The organism is Clostridium homopropionicum DSM 5847, from assembly GCF_001263795.1.
GTDB lineage: Bacteria > Bacillota > Clostridia > Clostridiales > Clostridiaceae > Clostridium_H > Clostridium_H homopropionicum.
This window is the reverse complement of sequence record NZ_LHUR01000007.1, coordinates 1-19,036: the sequence shown is the minus strand read 5'-3', so window position 1 is coordinate 19,036 and position 19,036 is coordinate 1. Positions and strand designations below refer to the sequence as shown.

General features: G+C 29.7%; 16 protein-coding genes. 1 reads left to right on the top strand and 15 read right to left on the bottom strand.

The features are described 5' to 3' along the window. Window positions 1–216: 216 nt before the first annotated feature. The 8 genes from CLHOM_RS01140 to CLHOM_RS01110 all read right to left on the bottom strand — a co-directional run bounded on the left by CLHOM_RS01140 (window position 217) and on the right by CLHOM_RS01110 (window position 6,876). On the bottom strand, window positions 217–1,710 hold the full coding sequence (locus tag CLHOM_RS01140; protein WP_052219843.1) for a hypothetical protein: 1,494 nt from the start codon (window positions 1,708–1,710) through the stop codon (window positions 217–219). A 184-nt stretch (window positions 1,711–1,894) separates the two neighbouring features. Then, entirely contained in the window at window positions 1,895–2,941 is a 1,047-nt protein-coding gene (rfbB, locus tag CLHOM_RS01135) for a dTDP-glucose 4,6-dehydratase (RefSeq protein ID WP_052219842.1), read from the bottom strand. A gap of 208 nt (window positions 2,942–3,149) precedes the next feature. Further along, on the bottom strand, window positions 3,150–3,647 hold the full coding sequence (locus CLHOM_RS18645) for an Rpn family recombination-promoting nuclease/putative transposase (RefSeq protein WP_242846722.1): 498 nt from the start codon (window positions 3,645–3,647) through the stop codon (window positions 3,150–3,152). Between the two features lie 44 nt (window positions 3,648–3,691). Continuing rightward, the gene (locus CLHOM_RS18640) at window positions 3,692–4,012 is read right to left on the bottom strand and encodes an Rpn family recombination-promoting nuclease/putative transposase (RefSeq protein ID WP_242846721.1); all 321 of its coding nucleotides are present in this window, start codon (window positions 4,010–4,012) and stop codon (window positions 3,692–3,694) included. A gap of 115 nt (window positions 4,013–4,127) precedes the next feature. Then, complete coding sequence (locus CLHOM_RS01125) at window positions 4,128–4,517, bottom strand: HEPN domain-containing protein (RefSeq protein ID WP_052219841.1); 390 nt, start codon at window positions 4,515–4,517, stop codon at window positions 4,128–4,130. Then, entirely contained in the window at window positions 4,510–4,881 is a 372-nt protein-coding gene (locus CLHOM_RS01120) for a nucleotidyltransferase domain-containing protein (protein WP_242846720.1), read from the bottom strand. The genes CLHOM_RS01125 and CLHOM_RS01120 overlap by 8 nt, the downstream gene beginning before the upstream one ends. A gap of 220 nt (window positions 4,882–5,101) precedes the next feature. Continuing rightward, window positions 5,102–5,452: a hypothetical protein gene (locus tag CLHOM_RS01115; RefSeq protein WP_052219840.1), complete on the bottom strand. Its 351-nt coding sequence runs from the start codon at window positions 5,450–5,452 to the stop codon at window positions 5,102–5,104. Between the two features lie 464 nt (window positions 5,453–5,916). Next, window positions 5,917–6,876 carry an Rpn family recombination-promoting nuclease/putative transposase gene (locus CLHOM_RS01110; protein ID WP_052219839.1) on the bottom strand — a complete coding sequence of 320 codons (960 nt, stop codon included), beginning with the start codon at window positions 6,874–6,876 and terminating at the stop codon, window positions 5,917–5,919. A gap of 390 nt (window positions 6,877–7,266) precedes the next feature. On the opposite strand from CLHOM_RS01110, the gene CLHOM_RS01105 reads away from it, so the two are divergent. Then, the gene (locus CLHOM_RS01105) at window positions 7,267–12,378 is read left to right on the top strand and encodes a S8 family serine peptidase (protein ID WP_052219838.1); all 5,112 of its coding nucleotides are present in this window, start codon (window positions 7,267–7,269) and stop codon (window positions 12,376–12,378) included. Between the two features lie 53 nt (window positions 12,379–12,431). Here the strand turns inward: CLHOM_RS01105 and CLHOM_RS01100 are convergent, their stop codons facing one another. From CLHOM_RS01100 to CLHOM_RS01070, 7 genes are all read right to left on the bottom strand, one after another. Next, window positions 12,432–13,004, bottom strand: a complete 573-nt coding sequence (locus CLHOM_RS01100; protein WP_052219837.1) for an acyltransferase — start codon at window positions 13,002–13,004, stop codon at window positions 12,432–12,434. Between the two features lie 14 nt (window positions 13,005–13,018). Further along, window positions 13,019–14,089 (bottom strand): DegT/DnrJ/EryC1/StrS family aminotransferase, encoded by a 1,071-nt coding sequence (locus tag CLHOM_RS01095; RefSeq protein ID WP_052219836.1) that lies wholly within the window; start codon window positions 14,087–14,089, stop codon window positions 13,019–13,021. Window positions 14,090–14,121: 32 nt separating this feature from the next. Continuing rightward, window positions 14,122–15,174, bottom strand: coding sequence for a dTDP-glucose 4,6-dehydratase (rfbB, locus tag CLHOM_RS01090; RefSeq protein WP_052219835.1), 1,053 nt, complete (start codon window positions 15,172–15,174; stop codon window positions 14,122–14,124). 18 nt (window positions 15,175–15,192) lie between these two features. After that, window positions 15,193–16,065, bottom strand: coding sequence for a glucose-1-phosphate thymidylyltransferase RfbA (gene rfbA, locus CLHOM_RS01085; protein WP_052219834.1), 873 nt, complete (start codon window positions 16,063–16,065; stop codon window positions 15,193–15,195). Then, complete coding sequence (locus tag CLHOM_RS01080; RefSeq protein ID WP_052219833.1) at window positions 16,028–17,473, bottom strand: lipopolysaccharide biosynthesis protein; 1,446 nt, start codon at window positions 17,471–17,473, stop codon at window positions 16,028–16,030. Before CLHOM_RS01080 ends, rfbA begins: the two co-directional genes overlap by 38 nt. Window positions 17,474–17,475: 2 nt before the next feature. Then, window positions 17,476–18,546 (bottom strand): TDP-N-acetylfucosamine:lipid II N-acetylfucosaminyltransferase family protein, encoded by a 1,071-nt coding sequence (locus tag CLHOM_RS01075; protein WP_052219832.1) that lies wholly within the window; start codon window positions 18,544–18,546, stop codon window positions 17,476–17,478. Window positions 18,547–18,563: 17 nt separating this feature from the next. Then, on the bottom strand, window positions 18,564–19,036 hold a 473-nt coding region (locus CLHOM_RS01070; RefSeq protein WP_278321716.1), incomplete at its 5' end, for a UDP binding domain-containing protein.

The window sequence follows — 19,036 nt, the reverse complement described above, 5'->3', positions numbered from 1 at the left end:
AAGGAACTAGGTACAGGCTACTGGTTAGGTATTACCTGATGGGATTTTCCCACTATATATTAATAACTTACTAATGAAATAGAATTTCTTCCATTTCAAGAGGAAGCTTCACGCTTTCGCGTGTTGCTTCGCAGCTCGCACTTGAATATTATTATATCATATTTTGTCCGCTTCAATGCTTTTAAATTCTCCTTTCTCCGGTGCCTGGCACCTTCTTTACCTAACAATTAAACAACAATCCATTGGAGGTATATTTCTTATATAAATTACATTATTAACTATTAGATAATTTTTGTTGTTTAAAATATCTACAGAACTGCCATCAAGATTTTTATCGATACCTTTTGACATGTCCCAATAGAATCTTGCAGATTTGTCTGTTAAATTGAATATTGCAATGTAATTAGAATTTTTGCCTTCTCTAAGTATTGAAAATACATTCTCCTTTTCCATATGAGATATGAGATTACTATTTTCGTTTCTATTTATATCTAAAATCATATTAAGCATATTTTTATTATCTAAAGAAGAAGCATTTATATTCTGAGTTACAATATCCATAGCTTGTATAATCTTTAAATTAGAAGCTATGAATTTTGAATTATTCAAAAACAATCCTCCATATAAAATAGTTTTTAATATTAAATTATAATTTAAATTATGATTATTCTTCTTTCTTTTTATTAGTCTTAATAGCGATTCATCTTTTAAAGGTTTTAACTCAAAACTACTTTCAATAACATTCATGTTATTAATAGCAATTCCAAGTGGACAATCATCAAAGGTTAAAATAGAATTAAATTCTCTTTTTATTTCAGTTAAAAGGTTACTCAATTCATAATAGGGATTAAATGCTTTACTCTGAACTACAGTATTTATATAAGGTATTACATTTTTAATGTACAAACTTTTATGACCTTTTTCACTGAAATCCTCTAACTTATTCATTACAAAACTTTTCCCTTCTATTTTTGAAATATCAATAGGATAAGTATTCTTTCCAGAAAGCTTAATACTATAAGGCTTTCCGTTTGTAACTAAAGATACTTCCGATGCTTCATTTTCAAATAAAATATGAAATGACTCTTCAGTTTTTAGTTCCCCTTCATTATATATTTCATGGAATCCTTTACACTTACCGAAACATTCACTATTAATTAAATTACCATAGATATTAAAGCTTTCAATCATTTGTTTATTAAAATCTAAATATATTTCATCTAACTTTAGTTTCTCTCCACTTTTCAAACAATGATTTACAAAATCAAATACACTACTAACAGTTACTTTATCTCTATTGACATTAATTTTTATGTAATTTCTTGATATATGACTGCTCAAAAATCCTAAAAAAATATTCTCATAATGGTCCATAGCAGACAAAAACGTAAAAAGATATGATTTATACGATTGATTTAGTGCATTACTATTAATTATATTTAAATCTATATCAGCTTGAGAATTTTCGTTATTTAAAATAAATGAGCTATATGATTTTGCCTCTAAATAAAATAGATCTAATTCTATTTTATTTAGATTTACATCATTGTCTGAATTATTGTTAATAGTAGCTATAATTTTTTCTGAAGTATTTATAATACTAATATTAATAGGTTCTCCTTCATAACTTATTTCTTGATCATTAACATTAATATTCAATGAATAAGTTTTATTGTCTACTGTTACAAATGCTTTTATAACTCTGAACATACTACACCTCTATTAAAAGACTTCTATTTCAAACAATTATACCATATTTTTCCATTTAATGATACACTATTTACTTATCCATTATGAAATTTCTTACTTCGCTGTAATTATAACTTATCTAAATTTTATTTTAATATAAAAACTCAGTAACCTTCTTAAGCTACTGAGTAAACTAAAGTTTAAATTATATTTTCATTTCGATTCTCTTTTCGACAGTGCCAGGCACCTTATAATTAAGCACCTTATAATTATCTATATACCACTTAATAGTCCTCCTAATCCCAACTTCAAAAGTAGTCTCTGGATACCATCCTAATTCTGATTTTATCTTATCTGGAGCTATTGCATATCTTCTATCGTGTCCTTTTCTATCTTCAACATACTTAATTAAATTATAAGTAACTCCACTATCAACGTTTTCATTTATATAACTAATAATTGTTTTAGCTATTTCTATATTAGTTCTCTCGTTATTCCCACCTATATTATAAACTTGTCCAAGTTTTCCTTTATTTATTATCATATCAATTGCCTTAACATGGTCTTCTACATATAGCCAGTCTCTTATATTTAATCCATCTCCGTAAATAGGTAATTCTTTGTGTTTTAAACAATTACTTATTAATAATGGTATTAATTTTTCTGGAAATTGAAAAGGTCCATAATTATTTGAGCTTCTTGTTATATTTACTGGCATTTTGTATGTATCATAATAAGCCTTAACCATTAAATCTGATGCAGCCTTACTTGATGAATATGGGCTATGTGGATCTAGAGATGTTGTTTCTGTAAAAAATCCTTCATTTCCCAGTGATCCATAAACTTCATCTGTAGATATATGAATAAATTTAACTCCTTCTTTGAATCCATTTTCTGTTTCCCATGCGTTTTTTGCACAATTAAGCATATTTACTGTTCCAAGTATATTTGTCTTAGCAAATATTTCCGGCTCTATTATGCTTCTGTCCACATGTGATTCTGCTGCAAAGTGAACAACATAGTTTATATTATACTTTTTAAATAAACTTGAAACTAATTTTTTGTCACAAATATCCCCTTTAAAAAATGTATATCTTTTAGTATTTTCAACCGATTGGAGATTTTCTTTATTTCCTGCATAAGTTAATTTATCTAAATTTATAATTTCTATATCTTTATATTTATTTAGCATGTACAATATAAAATTCGCTCCAATAAATCCTGCTCCACCTGTAACTAAATATTTTTTCATAACTACTTTCTCTCCTTGATTTATTTCACGTTTTACTTAAGATAGTTTAATGATAGCTTCTACAATATTATCGTTGTCTGATTCTAAATTTTAATAAAAATAAAAAAACTTAGCAGCTCTTCATTTTCTATCTACTGAGTTAAATTTGATTTTCATTATTAGCTTACAATTCTCTTTTCGACTGTGGAAAGCACCTAAAGAAACTATTTCACATAACTATATCACTTTTTAATCTTCTAACCTCTTCTATTGTTAGCCCTGTACCTGCAGCTACCTGTTCTACAGTCAATCCCATTTTCAAAAAATTCCTTGCTACTTCAATTTTACCTTCCTCTCTTCCTTTTTCTATCCCTTTTTGTATACCTTTCTGCATACCTCTTTCTGTTGCCTTCTTTTCTATATTATCTAAGGTTTTTTCTAAATTATGAACCATAACATCAACCTCCTCTTGATTTGACTTATCTAAAACATCATCTATTTCCTTTTGCAAATCTTTTTTCAATCTTGGTTTTACTATTTTCTTTAGCCACTGTTTAAACACAGTAAACTGTTCTGGTGATATTTTCTTTAGTATATATATGATTTTTCTTAGTCTTCTTACTAATTCTCCCTCGCTCATTTCTTGATCTAGGAAAAATATGGCTGATACTAAATTTGATATATTGTATAATTCTTGCTCTGAATATCTATTTATATCAAATAGCATATAATTAAAGTCTAGTATGTTATCTTCAAATAAACCTTGCCCGCTTAATACCTCTTTAAACCTTGTATGTGCTGTCCATTTATATTTACTTTATATAATATGTCTGATTCCTCTTCTTCGAAATCTGAAAGTACGTAGGATTTATCAACTAAAATCAAATCTTCCTCATTTATTAGTTTTGCCCATTCTTTTTTAGTGAAACTTCTCAAAAATTCTAAAAAAGTACCCTTATGTGAAAATATATGCTTATAGCCTACATCATGTTCATAAGCAGACATCCCAAATTTATAATTTGTTGATGGTCGCTTACTCCTCTGACTAGAAGGAAGAGGAGTTTCATGACATGTTGTATTCCACTTTATCACTCCTTTAGTTCCTATCTTAATTATATCAAATTGCTTAGGCTTTTACACGGGTATTTTATTTTAGATTTAATGCTAAAAAACTCAGCAGCTTTTCTTTGGGCTACTGAGTTAACTTCTAGTTATATATTAAATCTATAACAGTTTTACAAACTTTCTCTGCTATATCAATACATTCTTCTGCTTCATAATCACTTACAATAAGAGGATTATCTGCTGGATATCTAGTTTCTATATAATATTGATTCAAAAAACCACAATCCTTAATATATTTCTTAAACTCACTATTATGTTTTTCACTTAATTTACACAAGTATATAAGACTATGTCCGCTAACTATCCCCTCACCTTTTGATATCAAGTAAGCTTTTAATGACTTTTCAACTGATTGTTGACAGTGAAATGCTACAACATCATTTCCACAGTCATGCTCTTTTAATATTTTTGCAGATTTGATATCTCTTTCAGCCTTTTCAATCCACTCTTTATATCGTAAAGTATCAACCATAAAGTTTCACCCCTGTACTTTTTATAATGTATGCAAAACAATTTTTATCAGCAATACATTTATTCCACTCTTCAACTGTATATAAAACTAAATCAAAAGGAACGCTACTATCTATATTTATATACATCTCTGTTAATAGCCTTTTTTTATCATTTGTATCTTTAATAATACATAAATCTATATCACTATTAGCCTTAAAAGTTCCTTTTGCCACAGAACCAAATAGTATTATCTCCCTTGGTTCATACTTCTCTATTATTTGTTTCTTTATATTTTCTAATTCCATATTAATGGCATGCATGGGCGAAAGCTGATTATAACTACATTGTTCATATTTTCTATCCCCAACTTCTAGTAGTGGCAATTAATCTCATCTCCTTATTCAACAAATACCTCAACAGGTGATTGTCACCATTGCCTGCTTATTTTACTCAATAGTAAGCTATAATTGCTCTCAACAATAATTTAATTACTCTATATTAATATTATATACCAGCTTATGCTTTTCTTAAACAATAACTTCGCTAAATCTTTATTTTAGCGTGAAAAAACTCAGTAGCTTTTCTTTGAGCTACTGAGTTAAATTATACTGGTCTGCGTTTTAATATATTAATATCTACTTCATGTCTTCCTGTCATATCTTTTAAAACTTCTATACTTTCTTTTACTTCCTTTACATCTTTTGAAATATTTTTTACTGATATTTCGATTAAACTTGTTTTATCTTCTATTACTGAATCTGTATTTTTAAATGATTTTTCATTTTGCTCTTTATGTGATGTTTGTACTTCTGCAATTATATCTATCTTTTTTTCTATAGCTTCAAGTTTAATTGAATTATTTCTTATATCGTTTTTAACTCCACTTATTTGAGTTTCAAGCATTGTTTGACCTTCTAATAACTTAATGAGCATATCTTTAATTTCATTATCCAAAATATCACCTCAAAATTGCTTTCTAGCTTAAATAACTATATTTTATATGCACTCATTCAATAGTTTAAGTTTATTATAATATTTATATTATTAACATACAAGCTTTATCAATATTCATATTCTTGCATTAATCTCATTAACTTCACTGCTCATATAAGTTAACTTCTACTTATATATTATATTTCTCTGGATCCGCCACACTTCATTTACTGTCTTTGCTCATTATTCTTATATAAATTCATTTATTTTTGTGTTTTTGCTATTCAAGTTCCATTAAACTTTTCTTAACCTGCGATATTCTTTTACATCCGTCACAAATTAAAATTTGTTCACCAGTTTCCGTTTTTTTCGACAAGTGACTGTCAAATTTGCGGAGCACTAATGGGACTCCGCTTGCTTCATCTTCCAGATTCTTGCTCGAGAACCGACCTCTTAGGAAATGACTGGAAGTAAGTTCCTTGCTATTACATCACTATATCACTCTTTAATCTTCTAACCTCTTCTATTGTTAGCCCTGTACCTGCAGCTACCTGCTCTACAGTCAATCCCATTTTCAAAAAATTCCTTGCTACTTCAATTTTACCTTCCTCTCTTCCTCTTTCTATTCCTCTTTCTATTCCTTTTTCTATTCCTCTTTTTTCTATATTATCTAAGGTCTTCTCTAAATTATGAACCATAACATCAACCTCCTCTTGATTTGACTTATCTAAAACATCATCTATTTCCTTTTGCAAATCTTTTTTCAATCTTGGTTTTACTATTTTCTTTAGCCACTGTTTAAACACAGTAAACTGTTCTGGTGATATTTTCTTTAGTATATATATAATTTTTCTTAGTCTTCTTACTAATTCTTCCTCGCTCATTTCTTGATCTAGGAAAAATATGGCTGATACTAAGTTTGATATATTGTATAATTCTTCTTCTGAATATCTATTTATATCAAATAGCATATAATTAAAATCTAGTATGTTATCTTCAAATAAATCTTGCCCGCTTAATACCTCTTTAAACCTTGTATGTGCTGTCCATTTATTTTTACCGTTATATAATACTATAGGAATAATGGCTGGTAGTTTAAAACTCTTTCTCTTACTTTCCTTTTTATCAGTATTTTTTAGCATATCTCTCCATATTTCTGTCATATAAAACAATAATCTTATTGGCATCTGGAAATCTACTTTTGATTGAAATTCTAGCAGAATATAAAATATTACTTCTTCTCCATTTATATTTACTTTATATAATATGTCTGATTCCTCTTCTTCGAAATCTGAAAGTACATAGGATTTATCAACTAAAATCAAATCTTCCTCATTTATTAGTTTTGCCCATTCTTTTTTAGTAAAACTTCGTAAAAATTCTAAAAAAGTACCTTTATGTGAAAATATATGCTTATAGCCTACATCATGTTCATAAGCAGACATCCCAAATTTATAATTTGTTGATGGTCGCTTACTCCTCTGACTAGAAGGAAGAGGAGTTTCATGACATGTTGTATTCCACTTTATCACTCCTTTAGTTCCTATCTTAATTATATCAAATTGCTTAGTTTTTTACACTGGTATTTTATTTTTAGATTTAATGCTAAAAAACTCAGCAGCTTTATTTTAAAACTACTGAGTTTTAGTATATTAATTTTGTTTTCTCTTTTCTCCGGTGCCAGGCACCTTTTCCATTGAAAATAATACCATATTATCATATAATGTAATTAAATATAAAGGTATATTTTTACATTCAAAGGTATATATGGTAATGTTATACTTTTATTTTTGTGGACTAATAAAAAAATAATTTATACAGGGGGGATTTTTATTTTGAAAAAACGTCGTTTAACAATTCTATCACTTAGTCTTTCAGCCTTGCTGCTTATACCGCAAAATGTAATGGCCATAACTCAATCAGTTATTACTACTCAGCCATCCACAAGCAGCACTGTCAAGTCAGTAGCTTACGTTGAGAATAATGGCAAATTGCAGTATTTAAAACAAGGCTCATCAAGTGCTTCATCAAGTTCAAACACTAGTGTTAGTGCATCCTCTAGTACTACTGCCAGCGGCTCAAAGGTTACCAAGGCTAGAAAAAGCCAACTAAAAGGTACTGCTAACAACAGTGGCTCTATTCAAAAACCAACTTCAACTAATCCAAAGGAAACTGCCCAGGATAAAATTAAAAACGCAAAGAATAAGCTTAGACCAACTTCAGTTTCAAATCAATTGATTATTAAATTTAAAAATGGTACAACCGATACTGTTAAGAACTCAATTTACAGTAAAAATAACCTAAAGAGCAAAAAGAATATTAAGGCTTTAAATACTAGCTTAGTAGAGCTTCCAAAAGGTACTACTGTAGAACAAGCTACAAAGTTTTTAAAAGCAAATTCAAATGTAGAGTCTGTTCAACCAAACTACCTTTACTACCCATCTGATGCAACAATATCTAGTGATCCACGTTCTTCAGAATTATGGGGGCTTGAAAATGTAGGTCAAGCAATTAATGGAGTATCTGGAGCTCCTGATATAGATATAAATGCACCGACTGCTTGGAATGTAACTAAAGGTGACAGCAATTTAGTTGTAGGTATAATAGACACTGGTGTTGACTATAAGCATCCAGATTTAATAGACAAAGTATGGACAAATCCTGGGGAAACCCCTATGAATGGTGTTGATGACGATAATAATGGATATATTGACGATGTACATGGCTGGGATTTTTATAACAATGATAATTCTGTTTTTGATATTAACGATGGAGACTTTCACGGAACACATGTAGCTGGTACAATAGCTGCATCGATGAATGATGTGGGCGTTGTTGGAGTTGCTCCAAACGTTCAAATAATGCCTTTAAAATTCATAGGTCCTGATGGCGGTGACACCATGGCTGCTATAGAAGCTATCAATTATGCAGCTAATATGGGAATAAAAATTACAAACAACAGCTGGGGCGGTGGAGGCTATGATCCTCTTCTAAAGGAAGCTATTGAGAACTCCAACAGCCTTTTTGTTGCAGCTGCTGGAAATGAGTCAAATAATAATGATATGTACAATTCTTACCCAGCTTCTTATGATAGCAACAACATACTTTCAGTAGCTGCTGTTGAAAATGATGGTACTCTTGCAGGTTTTTCAAACTATGGACCAGCAACTGTTGATGTAGCTGCTCCTGGAGTATCTATATTAAGCACAGTTCCAAAGAATTACGATTTAGGTGCTGCAATCGGAAGCAGTAACGGTACCTATAAGACCTTATATCAAGGCTTTGGTTTAGAATCCATAGCTATACCACCTTTAGCAGAAGATTATATGTCTAAAGTTCTAAATTACTTTGGAATTACCTCTGGAGATAAGATATTACTTGTTCAAGATGATGAACATGATGCACCTGCAGTTTTTCCAAATTATTTTGCAGCCTACAAGAATCCTTTAGATGTCTTAGTTCCTACAGTTGGATTTACTGTAGATACACAAACTGTAGGATATAATTCTGCTGGACCTGATGCTGCTGTCCTTAATCAGTATAAGCTTGTAATATGGTTTACAGGAGATGGCTTTGGTTGGTCTAGTATGCCATTTGAAGGAGCACTCAGAGCTGCTGACAGAACAAACTTATCTAATTATTTAAACCAAGGTGGAAATCTATTCCTTGCAAGTAAAGAAGCTGCTTTTGATACAAATTCTTTACCATTTATAAATACCTATCTTCATGCAAATTTAGCTTATGAAGATGAAGGTGAAGGAAGACCTACAGTAGCAGGATTACCTAATACAGCATTTGCAGGAAGTCTATATCCTCTTATGCCTAGTTTGTATATAGACTATTTAGAACCATCAGATCCTATAGGACAGATAGTTTTAAATTATCCTGGTGATCCAGATTACAGTAATGCTTATGATTATTACAATGGTACTTCCATGGCTACACCTCACGTTACAGGTGTTGCAGCATTACTATTGAGCAAAAACCTTACTCAAAATCCATTGGAATTAAAGAGTAAAATAATGAAAAGCTCACAATTCCTCCCTAGTTTAATTGGCTATGTAGGTACATGTGGTTTAGTAAGAGCAGATGCAGCTTTAGCCCTAGCAGATTTCCAAGCTGATGATGATATTCCTGGCTTACCTCTTCCTCAATCACCTGTAGTTGGAACCTTAGATGAAACATCTGACTTAGATGATGTGTATAGCTTTAATCTAGATATGGGAGAAATGATTACCTTCACATTAACTGGAGACCCTAATACAGACTTTGACTTACACATATACGATGGAATGGCTACAACAGTAAATACTGCCTATGGGTTATTAGCATCCTCTGAAAATATAGGCAGTACAGAAAGTATTACCTTTACTGCAACACATCCTGGAGTTTACTATATAGATGCATATGCTTACTCAGGTGCTGGAGACTACACTTTAAGCTATGAGAAAGCTGGAAATATTGTATTTGATGATAAGGATCCACTATTAGCTTTCATTGGTAAATGGACAGATGATTTATCAGAAAATCACTATAAGGGTTCAGCAAAGACGTTAAATAGTTCTGGAACTATGATATTACCTTTTACAGGTTCTAAAGTAACTTGGAAGGGATTTAAAGGCCCTAACCAAGGTATTGCAAATGTATTAATCGATGGACAAAATAGAGGTGCAGTAAGTTTATACAGCATAACTAAAGAATTTAATCAAGAATTATTTACTGCTGATCTTCCATATGGTCATCACACTTTAGAGATACAATGGACAGGAAGATGGGACAAAGCAGCTAAAAGAAAGACTTACACTGCAATAAATGTTGACAGTATCGAGGTTGCTAACATCAATAAGCCAATGGCTCCTCAAAGCTTAACAACTGAGAGATTCTTAAATGCTGTAAATATAGTCTTCTTTATTCAAGACTATAATGCAATAAAGTTTAATGTATATCGTTCTGAAAATGGAGTAGATTTCACTAAAATTGATTCAAGACCTGTCTCTGCACCTGATGCCCATTATCTTGATAGAGATTTACAGGATAAACTATATTATTACAAAATTACTACTGAAAACCCTCTTGGAATTGAATCCGATTTCTCAGATGTGGTTCAGGATAGACCTATAGTTGGAAATAGTAAATTTACTATTGACGATTCAAGTAACCATATTACCTATACAGGTGCTTGGACAGAAGAAAACAAGATCGGAGCATATAAAGATAAAGTTCACTCAACTACCCAAGCAGGTGCAAAAGCATCACTTCCATTCACTGGCTACAACCTTGGCTTTAAATTCTACGGTGGACCTGGTATGGGTACAGTTAGGATTACTTCATCTTTCGGATTCTTCTGGGATCTAGATTTAAGTCAATACCCAGACGCTACCTCTATTCGTCTGTATAGTACTCCTAGAGTAGAAGGTGACACTTGGACTATTGAATGCTTATCAGGTAAGGTAATGTTTGACGGAATGGATATTGAAGATTTACAAACTACACCTCCTGCAGCTCCTAGTACACTAAAGGCTGCAAAGGATGACTCAAATGTAAACTTAACATGGAATGACAATTCTGAAATAGATGTTGCTGGATATAATGTTTACCGTTCTGAAACAAAAGGAGCTAAAGGAACTCAGATAAATACAGCTTTAGTTGGTGACTTGAAATTTACTGATAGCTCTGTTGATGCAACTAAGACTTATTACTACACTATTAGTGCTGTTAACTATGCTAAGCTTGAATCTGGAGCTTCTAATGAAGTGGAGATATTGGGGCAAGCTGGTGGAGGAACGACGGTAACGAGAGTTGAAGAAACAGACGCTAATGTTAAATTTAGTACTGGTTGGACTTTAGATAGTAATGCTAATAATAGCGGCGCTTCTGCTAAATATTCTAACGTTACTGGTTCATATGTAGAATTTACTTTCACTGGAACTGGTATCAAATGGCTTTATTTAGCTAACCAATATAGAGGTATAGCAAAGGTTACTATTGATGGTGTTTCTGAAAATGTCGACACTTATAGTAGTACTACTCAATATAAAAAGGTTGCTTATACTAAAGATAACTTAACTTATGGACAACACACTATTAAAATTGAAGTTACTAGCACTAAGAACCCTAGTGCTCTAGGTACTCACTTACATGTTGATGCTTTTGAAGTTATAACCACACCGCAACCAACTATAACAAGATTTGAAGAAACAGATACTAATGTTAAATTTAGTTCTGGGTGGACTTTAGATAGTAATGCTAATAATAGTGGTGCTTCTGCTAAATATTCTAACGTTACCAGTTCTTATGTAGAATTTACTTTCACTGGAACTGGTATCAAATGGCTTTATTTAGCTAACCAGTATAGAGGTTTAGCAAAGGTTACTATTGATGGTGTTTCTGAAAATATCGACACTTATAGTAGTACTACTCAATATAAAAAGGTTGCTTATACTAAAGATAACTTAACTTATGGACAGCACACTATTAAAATTGAAGTTACTGGCACTAAAAACCCTAGTGCTTTAGGTACTCACTTACATGTTGATGCTTTTGAAGTTATAACCGCACCTCAACCAACTATAACAAGATTTGAAGAAACAGATACTAATGTTAAATTTAGTACTGGTTGGACTTTAGATAGTAATGCTAATAATAGTGGTGCTTCTGCTAAATATTCTAACGTTACAGGTTCTTATGTAGAATTTACTTTCACTGGAACTGGTATCAAATGGCTTTATTTAGCTAACCAATATAGAGGTATAGCAAAGGTTACTATTGATGGTGTTTCTGAAAATATCGACACTTATAGTAGTACTACTCAATATAAAAAGGTTGCTTATACTAAAGATAACTTAACTTATGGACAACACACTATTAAAATTGAAGTTACTGGCACTAAAAACCCTAGTGCTCTAGGTACTCACTTACATGTTGATGCTTTTGAAGTTATACAGTAATAAAAAATTAGTTAGAAGTCAAATTGACTTCTAACTAATTTTTTGTTTCAAATTTACTTTATTAATAATTTATCTAAAAATTCTGTTTCCAAATTTAAAAGTTTTTTTGATCTATTTTTAGATTTCCTGACAGGTATACCGACATTTATGCTCCAAGATTCCAAATCTCTATTTACTAAAGTTAAAGCCCCACAAGCTACACCATCATGGATATTAACTCCAGGCAATATTACACTACCCGTTCCAATAATAACATTGTCTCCTATAAATACTTTCTTTGAAATTATATTTGTATATTCTTTAGGAATCATAGGATTAACCATAAATTCCCCACTATAATCATCTGTTTTGGCATAAACACTTATTCTACTGGATAAAGTAGTGTAGTTGCCTATATAAATCCCTTCATCTCCTCCAAATAAACAGCAAAAACATGCAATATGAACAAAATCTTTAATATCAATCTTTCCACTTAAAACACAAAAGTCATCTATTCTAACATTATTTCCTAATGAAATATATTTCGGTGAGTAAATACTTGCTTTTCGACTTATTAAAACATTGGTTCCAACCTTTTGAAAACCTATATTATTTAGTTCCTCTTTAGAATAAAAAGAATTTAACATTATAACCTCCTATATTATCTGCTACTTAAGATATTTATGATTTTCTTTAGTTCGTATTCATTTAAAGAATCATACATAGGTAAGCATAATATTCTCCTAGATATGCTCTTAGAATTAGGCATATCTTGTATATCGTTTATGTAAGGTAATGATTCTAATGATGGATAAAAATATCTTCTTGGATATATATCATTTTTATTTAATTCCTCTTTAATCTTTAATAAAATTTCTTCATTCTCAAATACTACAGGAAAATAAGCATAATTTTTTGTGCAATCTTCACTATACTTTTGTAGTTGTAGCTCTTTAGGCAAGTTATTCATATAATAATCAAATACTTTTTTTCTTCCTTCAAATATCTTATCCATATCATCCAGTATACATAAACCCATAGCAGCTTGAAATTCATTCATTTTAGAATTTATGCCTAAACAATCTATTTTATCTGGACTATTTATTCCAAAGTTAATAATTTTTCTTATTTTCTCATACAAATTATCATCTTTAACTATTATAGCTCCACCTTCAATAGTATGAAAAACCTTTGTGCTATGAAAGCTTAATGTTGAAATGTCTCCATAATTTAAAACATTCGTTTCTCCATATTTTACTCCAAAGGCATGAGCTGCATCATATATGACTTTAAGATTATATTCTTGGGCAATTTCATTGATTTTTTCAACTTCACAAGGATTACCAAATACATGAACTGGTACTATAGCAGAAGTATCTTTCGTAATTGCATCTTCAATTTTAGAATAGTCTATATTAAAAGTTTCTTTATCAATATCTACAAACTTAGGCTGCAATCCTTCCCAGACAAGAGTACTTGTAGTTGCAACAAAAGTAAATGGGGTTGTAATAACCTCACCTTTTATTTCTAAAGCCCTATAAGCAATTTGAAGTGCCAAAGTTCCATTTGAAACTAATACTAAATGTTTTACATCTAAGTATTCTTCAAGTCTTTTCTGTAATGCTTGTACAAATTGACCATTATTAGTTAACCAGCCAGACTTAAATATCTCTTCAACATAACTTTTGTATTTTTCTACATCAGGTAAATATGTCTTAGTAACGTTAATCATATATAAACCTTCTCCCAAGTTATAATTTAAATTTATTTATTATACATCTTCTTATAATATTCTTGATATTCACCATTCGTAACATTGTTCATCCATTTTCCGTTTTCCAAGTACCATTTAATTGTCTTTATAATTCCTTCTTCGAAAGTAGTTTTAGGTTCCCATCCCAATTCCTTTTTTATTTTAGTTGGATCTATCCCATACCTTCTATCATGACCCTTTCTGTCTTCTACATGTTTAATTAAGTCATAAGTTATTATATCATCTATATTTTCTTTAATATAATCTATTATAGTTTTAACAATATGTATGTTTGTTCTTTCATTATGTCCACCTATATTGTATACTTCTCCTATTCTACCCTTTTGTACTACTAAATCAATTGCTTCACAATGATCCTCCACATATAACCAATCCCTAATATTCAATCCGTCCCCATACACCGGCAACTCTTTATTGTTTAAACAGTTATTTATAATAAGAGGTATTAGTTTTTCTGGAAATTGATATGGTCCATAATTATTTGAACATCTAGTAATATTTATTGGCATTTTATATGTATCATAATATGCCTTAACTATTAAATCAGCAGATGCCTTACTTGAAGAATACGGACTATGTGGATCAAGTGGTGTAGTCTCAGTAAAATATCCTGTTTCTCCTAATGAACCATATACCTCATCTGTAGATATTTGAATATATTTCTTATATTCCTTAAATCCATTTTCTGTTTTCCATGTATCTTTAGCAGCATTTAATAGGGTTACTGTACCCAAAACATTTGCTTTAACAAATACTTCTGGCTCTTTAATGCTTCTATCAACATGAGATTCTGCTGCAAAGTTAACAACATAATCTATATCATTTTCTATAAATATTTTACTTATTGCAGTTTTATCACAAATATCAGCTTGTATAAAATTATATTTTTCATTATTTTCTATTGATTTAAGATTCTCTAAATTTCCTGCATAAGTTAATTTATCTATATTTATAATTTTTATATTTTGATATTTCTTGAGCATGTATTGGATAAAATTTGATCCTATAAATCCAGCTCCACCTGTAATTAAATAAGTTTCCATTCTTAAGCCCCTTCTTATTTAAATATTTTTATCAACTATATTTTTCAAGTAATTACCATATTCAGTCTTCTCTAATGGCTTTATTAATTTTAATAATTGTTCTTTATTAATATACTTCATTCTGTATGAAATTTCTTCAATACATGCTATATATAAACCCTGTCTTTTTTGTATAGCTTGGACAAAATTTGAAGCATCTAGCAAACCATTTTGAGTTCCTGTATCAAGCCAGGCCATACCTCTTCCAAATAATTTTACTTTTAGTTTTCCTCTTTTTAAATACTCATTATTTACAGATGTAATTTCCACCTCACCTCTCGCAGATGGTTTTACATTTTTTGCAATTTCTATTACATCATTATCATAGAAATATAATCCTGGTACTGCAAAATTAGATTTAGGATTTTTAGGCTTTTCTTCTATAGATATTACATTATAATCCTCATCAAATTCTACTACACCAAACTCAAAAGGATTATTTACATAATATCCAAATATTGTTGCTCCATCCTCTTTAGTTACAGCTTCTTTTAATACACTTATAAATTCATGTCCATAGAAAATATTATCACCTAATATAAGTGCAACTGAACTATCTCCTATAAATTCTTCTCCTACCACAAAAGCATCCGCAAGTCCTCTTGGTTTATCTTGAATTTCATAAGATATTTTTAATCCAAGTTGACTGCCATCTTCAAATAATTCTTTATATAAAGTGATATCTCTTGGTGTAGATATTATTAGTATGTCTTTTATACCAGATAACATTAAAACAGACAAGGGATAGTATATCATAGGCTTATCATATATCGGTAATATTTGTTTAGAAACTGCTTTTGTCATAGGATAAAGTCTAGTCCCTGAACCTCCTGCTAAAATTATACCTTTCATTTTTCATTCCTCCTAGGGTAGCCTTGCAAAAACTTAAGATGTTCATAACATGTTTTTTATTATATATAATAACGATTAAAATGATTATCAAATTCATATATACTTTATTAAATATAATACTAGTTATAGATAGAAGTAACATTAGTATTATGTTTACAATATAAATATTTAAATCAAACTTATACCACAATTTTCTAGATATTAAAGTTCTCATCCAGAAAAAAACTATATATGAAACTCCTGTAGATATAGAAGCTCCTAACGCTCCCATTCTAGGTACTAACATGAAATTCCCAATATAATTAGTACCAGCTGCTACTATTGAAATTAAAATATTATATGATGTTTTTTTTGAAAAAGAAATGCCTAAAGTAGTAGTTTCCGATACTGTATACATTATAGGAAGAAATAATAAAAATGGCACAACAACTGCTGCATCAGCATAACTTTCTGATAAAATCTTAATTATTATATCTTTAAATAATACTATGAATGAAAATAATATTACCATTATAGTTATGAGAATATCACTTACTTCCATATATTTTTTATTGCCTACTTCTTGTTTATGCCATCTATACGCTGTAGGTGTCCAAAAAGTGCAAAAGGCTTGCTGAACTATACCTAAAACCATTACTATTTTAAAAGCAGCAGAATAAATTCCTATTTGTTCAAAAGTAGACCATTGCCTTAAAGCTATCCTATCCATAGAACTAAAAAACCAAGTTATAATAGATGCTGGAATAAGAGGTAATCCAAATTCAAATAAATTGGTTAACAACTTTTTATCTATGCAAAACTTAGTTTTCCAGTTTTCTTTAACAAAATATATCTCTAATAAACATAATAAAATTAAGCTTATAAAGTTTGCATTAATGATTCCTTTAAAACTATTATCGATAAATTTTAGATAAGGTATCATTATAATTAAAACAAATAACTTATTAAAAATATTAAATAAGGAATATAATTTTGCCTTTTCCTGCATCCTTATAACAAGCATATTAAACCTATCTATTACTGCAAAAGGAAGAGAAAAAGCTAAAATCATAATTATATATTTTTCAATACTATCAAACATTAGAATAGAAACCGGCTTGTAAAATATAATATAAATAGCACCAATAATTATAGAAAAAACTAAGGGTACAATTAATGAATTCCAAAATAAATTTTTCTTATTTTTTTCATCATTGTATTCTCTAACAAATGCTTGATCTAAACCTAAAAAAATGAATAAAGAACTTATAGAGTAACCCATTGTATACATAGCAGATTTACCAAAATCAGTTGGAGAAACCAAATATGTAGTTATAGGAACTGTAATAAATCCTATTAAAGCTGATACTAATGGACCAATAGAAAAGCCTAAAAATCTCTTTAGAAATTGTTTAGATGTTTCTGCCATATTTATTCTCCTTCATAAAGAACTTTCCTCCAAAGCTGAACGCAATGTTCTTCTGAAAATTCTTTTGCAACTATTTTTTTATTAGCTTGTCCTACACTATCATCAAAGCTTATTAAACCTTCAAATTTATTATTTTTAATGTTTTTTGTATCATATAATTTCACACCAAAATTATCAAAATATTCCCAAGGGGTTATATCACTTCTTATATAAACTTTTTTACCTAAATATAGCAAACCTATAATATTTCCAAGAGCTTGTTGTCTTTGATGGTTAAAGATTGCAATGTCAATGTTAGCTAGTATTTTAGAATATTCTTCTGGTGGCATATATTCTGTTAGTGGTTGAAATTTATCCCCAAATATTTTATTTCCGTATTGTATGACTCTATTAGCATGCTCCTTGTTGCCATATGAAAGAGGGCATATTATTTTTATATTTTTATTTTTATGTACTGATAAAATATTTAATATTTCTATATGTTCATTGGTAGGATCAGCTGAGTTTCCTATTTGTATAGTTGTTGTATATTTTTCCTTATCTATAGAAGCTAATACTTTGTCTAAAGAATCAAAATCTATTGGATTTGGATAAAATGCATAGTTATATTTTGCTTTTGTATTATAAATTTTTTGTGCTATCTCATAGTCACCTTTTATGAAAGCTGTTATCTCCGATAAATTTTTTATAACTTTTTTTCTAATAAACTCATATATTTTTGATTTCATAGAATTAATAGCGTACTTATAGTAATAAAGATCCCCTCCCCATATAACCCAATTAGTCTTTTTCAACAAATGAGGATTTAAATAAAAAAACAATACCCATTTTTTCGAAAATAATCCATGTAAATATATTTTGTCAGCGTTCTTGCATATTTTCTTTATAGTAAAATATTCTTTTTTAAAATTTATGTTTTCCATTATAACATTTGTGAATTTTTCCATATTTGCAAGAGAATTTTTAGTTTCAAATACAAGGAATTTATTAGTTTCATTTAGTTTATTATTGTTTATAAAACTTATAAATTTACTTTCATATAATCCCTCGTGTATAAAATGTAAATTATTCATTTAAATCACCTTACTAATTATAGTTTGTGTATTTTTTCTCTATTATTCTTAACATCCTTAGATGCGTTCCTTGTATCGTAGAATATTTTAGCTCTTTTAACCACTTGTTCATAATTATAACAGCTGTGATTCGTTGTTATTAAAACTATATCTGCATCATCTATAGCTTTTTCCCATTCCACTGATCTATATTCTTTTCCATTGTGTTTAAACTCTGGTACATATGGATCATTGTATATAACTTCTGCTCCATTTTTCTCTAAATGTTCAATAACCTTAAGTGCTGGAGACTCTCTCATGTCATCAATGTCCTTTTTATAGGCTACTCCCATTAAAAGAACCTTTGATCCATTCATTGCCTTCTTTTGTTCATTTAATAGCTTCATTGTATTATCTACAACAAACTCTGGCATGAAATCATTTATTTCACCAGCTGTTTCTATAAGCCTTGTATGATAGTCAAATTCTCTTGCTTTATAAGTTAAATAGA

Excerpts from the sequence above, each read along its gene's own strand:
- CLHOM_RS01140 (WP_052219843.1), bottom strand. The coding sequence starts at position 1,710 with ATGTTCAGAGTTATAAAAGCATTTGTAACAGTAGACAATAAAACTTAT.
- rfbB (WP_052219842.1), bottom strand. The coding sequence starts at position 2,941 with ATGAAAAAATATTTAGTTACAGGTGGAGCAGGATTTATTGGAGCGAAT.
- CLHOM_RS18645 (WP_242846722.1), bottom strand. The coding sequence starts at position 3,647 with ATGCTATTTGATATAAATAGATATTCAGAGCAAGAATTATACAATATA.
- CLHOM_RS01125 (WP_052219841.1), bottom strand. The coding sequence starts at position 4,517 with ATGGTTGATACTTTACGATATAAAGAGTGGATTGAAAAGGCTGAAAGA.
- CLHOM_RS01110 (WP_052219839.1), bottom strand. The coding sequence starts at position 6,876 with ATGTCTGCTTATGAACATGATGTAGGCTATAAGCATATATTTTCACAT.
- CLHOM_RS01100 (WP_052219837.1), bottom strand. The coding sequence starts at position 13,004 with ATGTTAAATTCTTTTTATTCTAAAGAGGAACTAAATAATATAGGTTTT.
- CLHOM_RS01095 (WP_052219836.1), bottom strand. The coding sequence starts at position 14,089 with ATGATTAACGTTACTAAGACATATTTACCTGATGTAGAAAAATACAAA.
- rfbB (WP_052219835.1), bottom strand. The coding sequence starts at position 15,174 with ATGGAAACTTATTTAATTACAGGTGGAGCTGGATTTATAGGATCAAAT.
- rfbA (WP_052219834.1), bottom strand. The coding sequence starts at position 16,065 with ATGAAAGGTATAATTTTAGCAGGAGGTTCAGGGACTAGACTTTATCCT.
- CLHOM_RS01080 (WP_052219833.1), bottom strand. The coding sequence starts at position 17,473 with ATGGCAGAAACATCTAAACAATTTCTAAAGAGATTTTTAGGCTTTTCT.
- CLHOM_RS01075 (WP_052219832.1), bottom strand. The coding sequence starts at position 18,546 with ATGAATAATTTACATTTTATACACGAGGGATTATATGAAAGTAAATTT.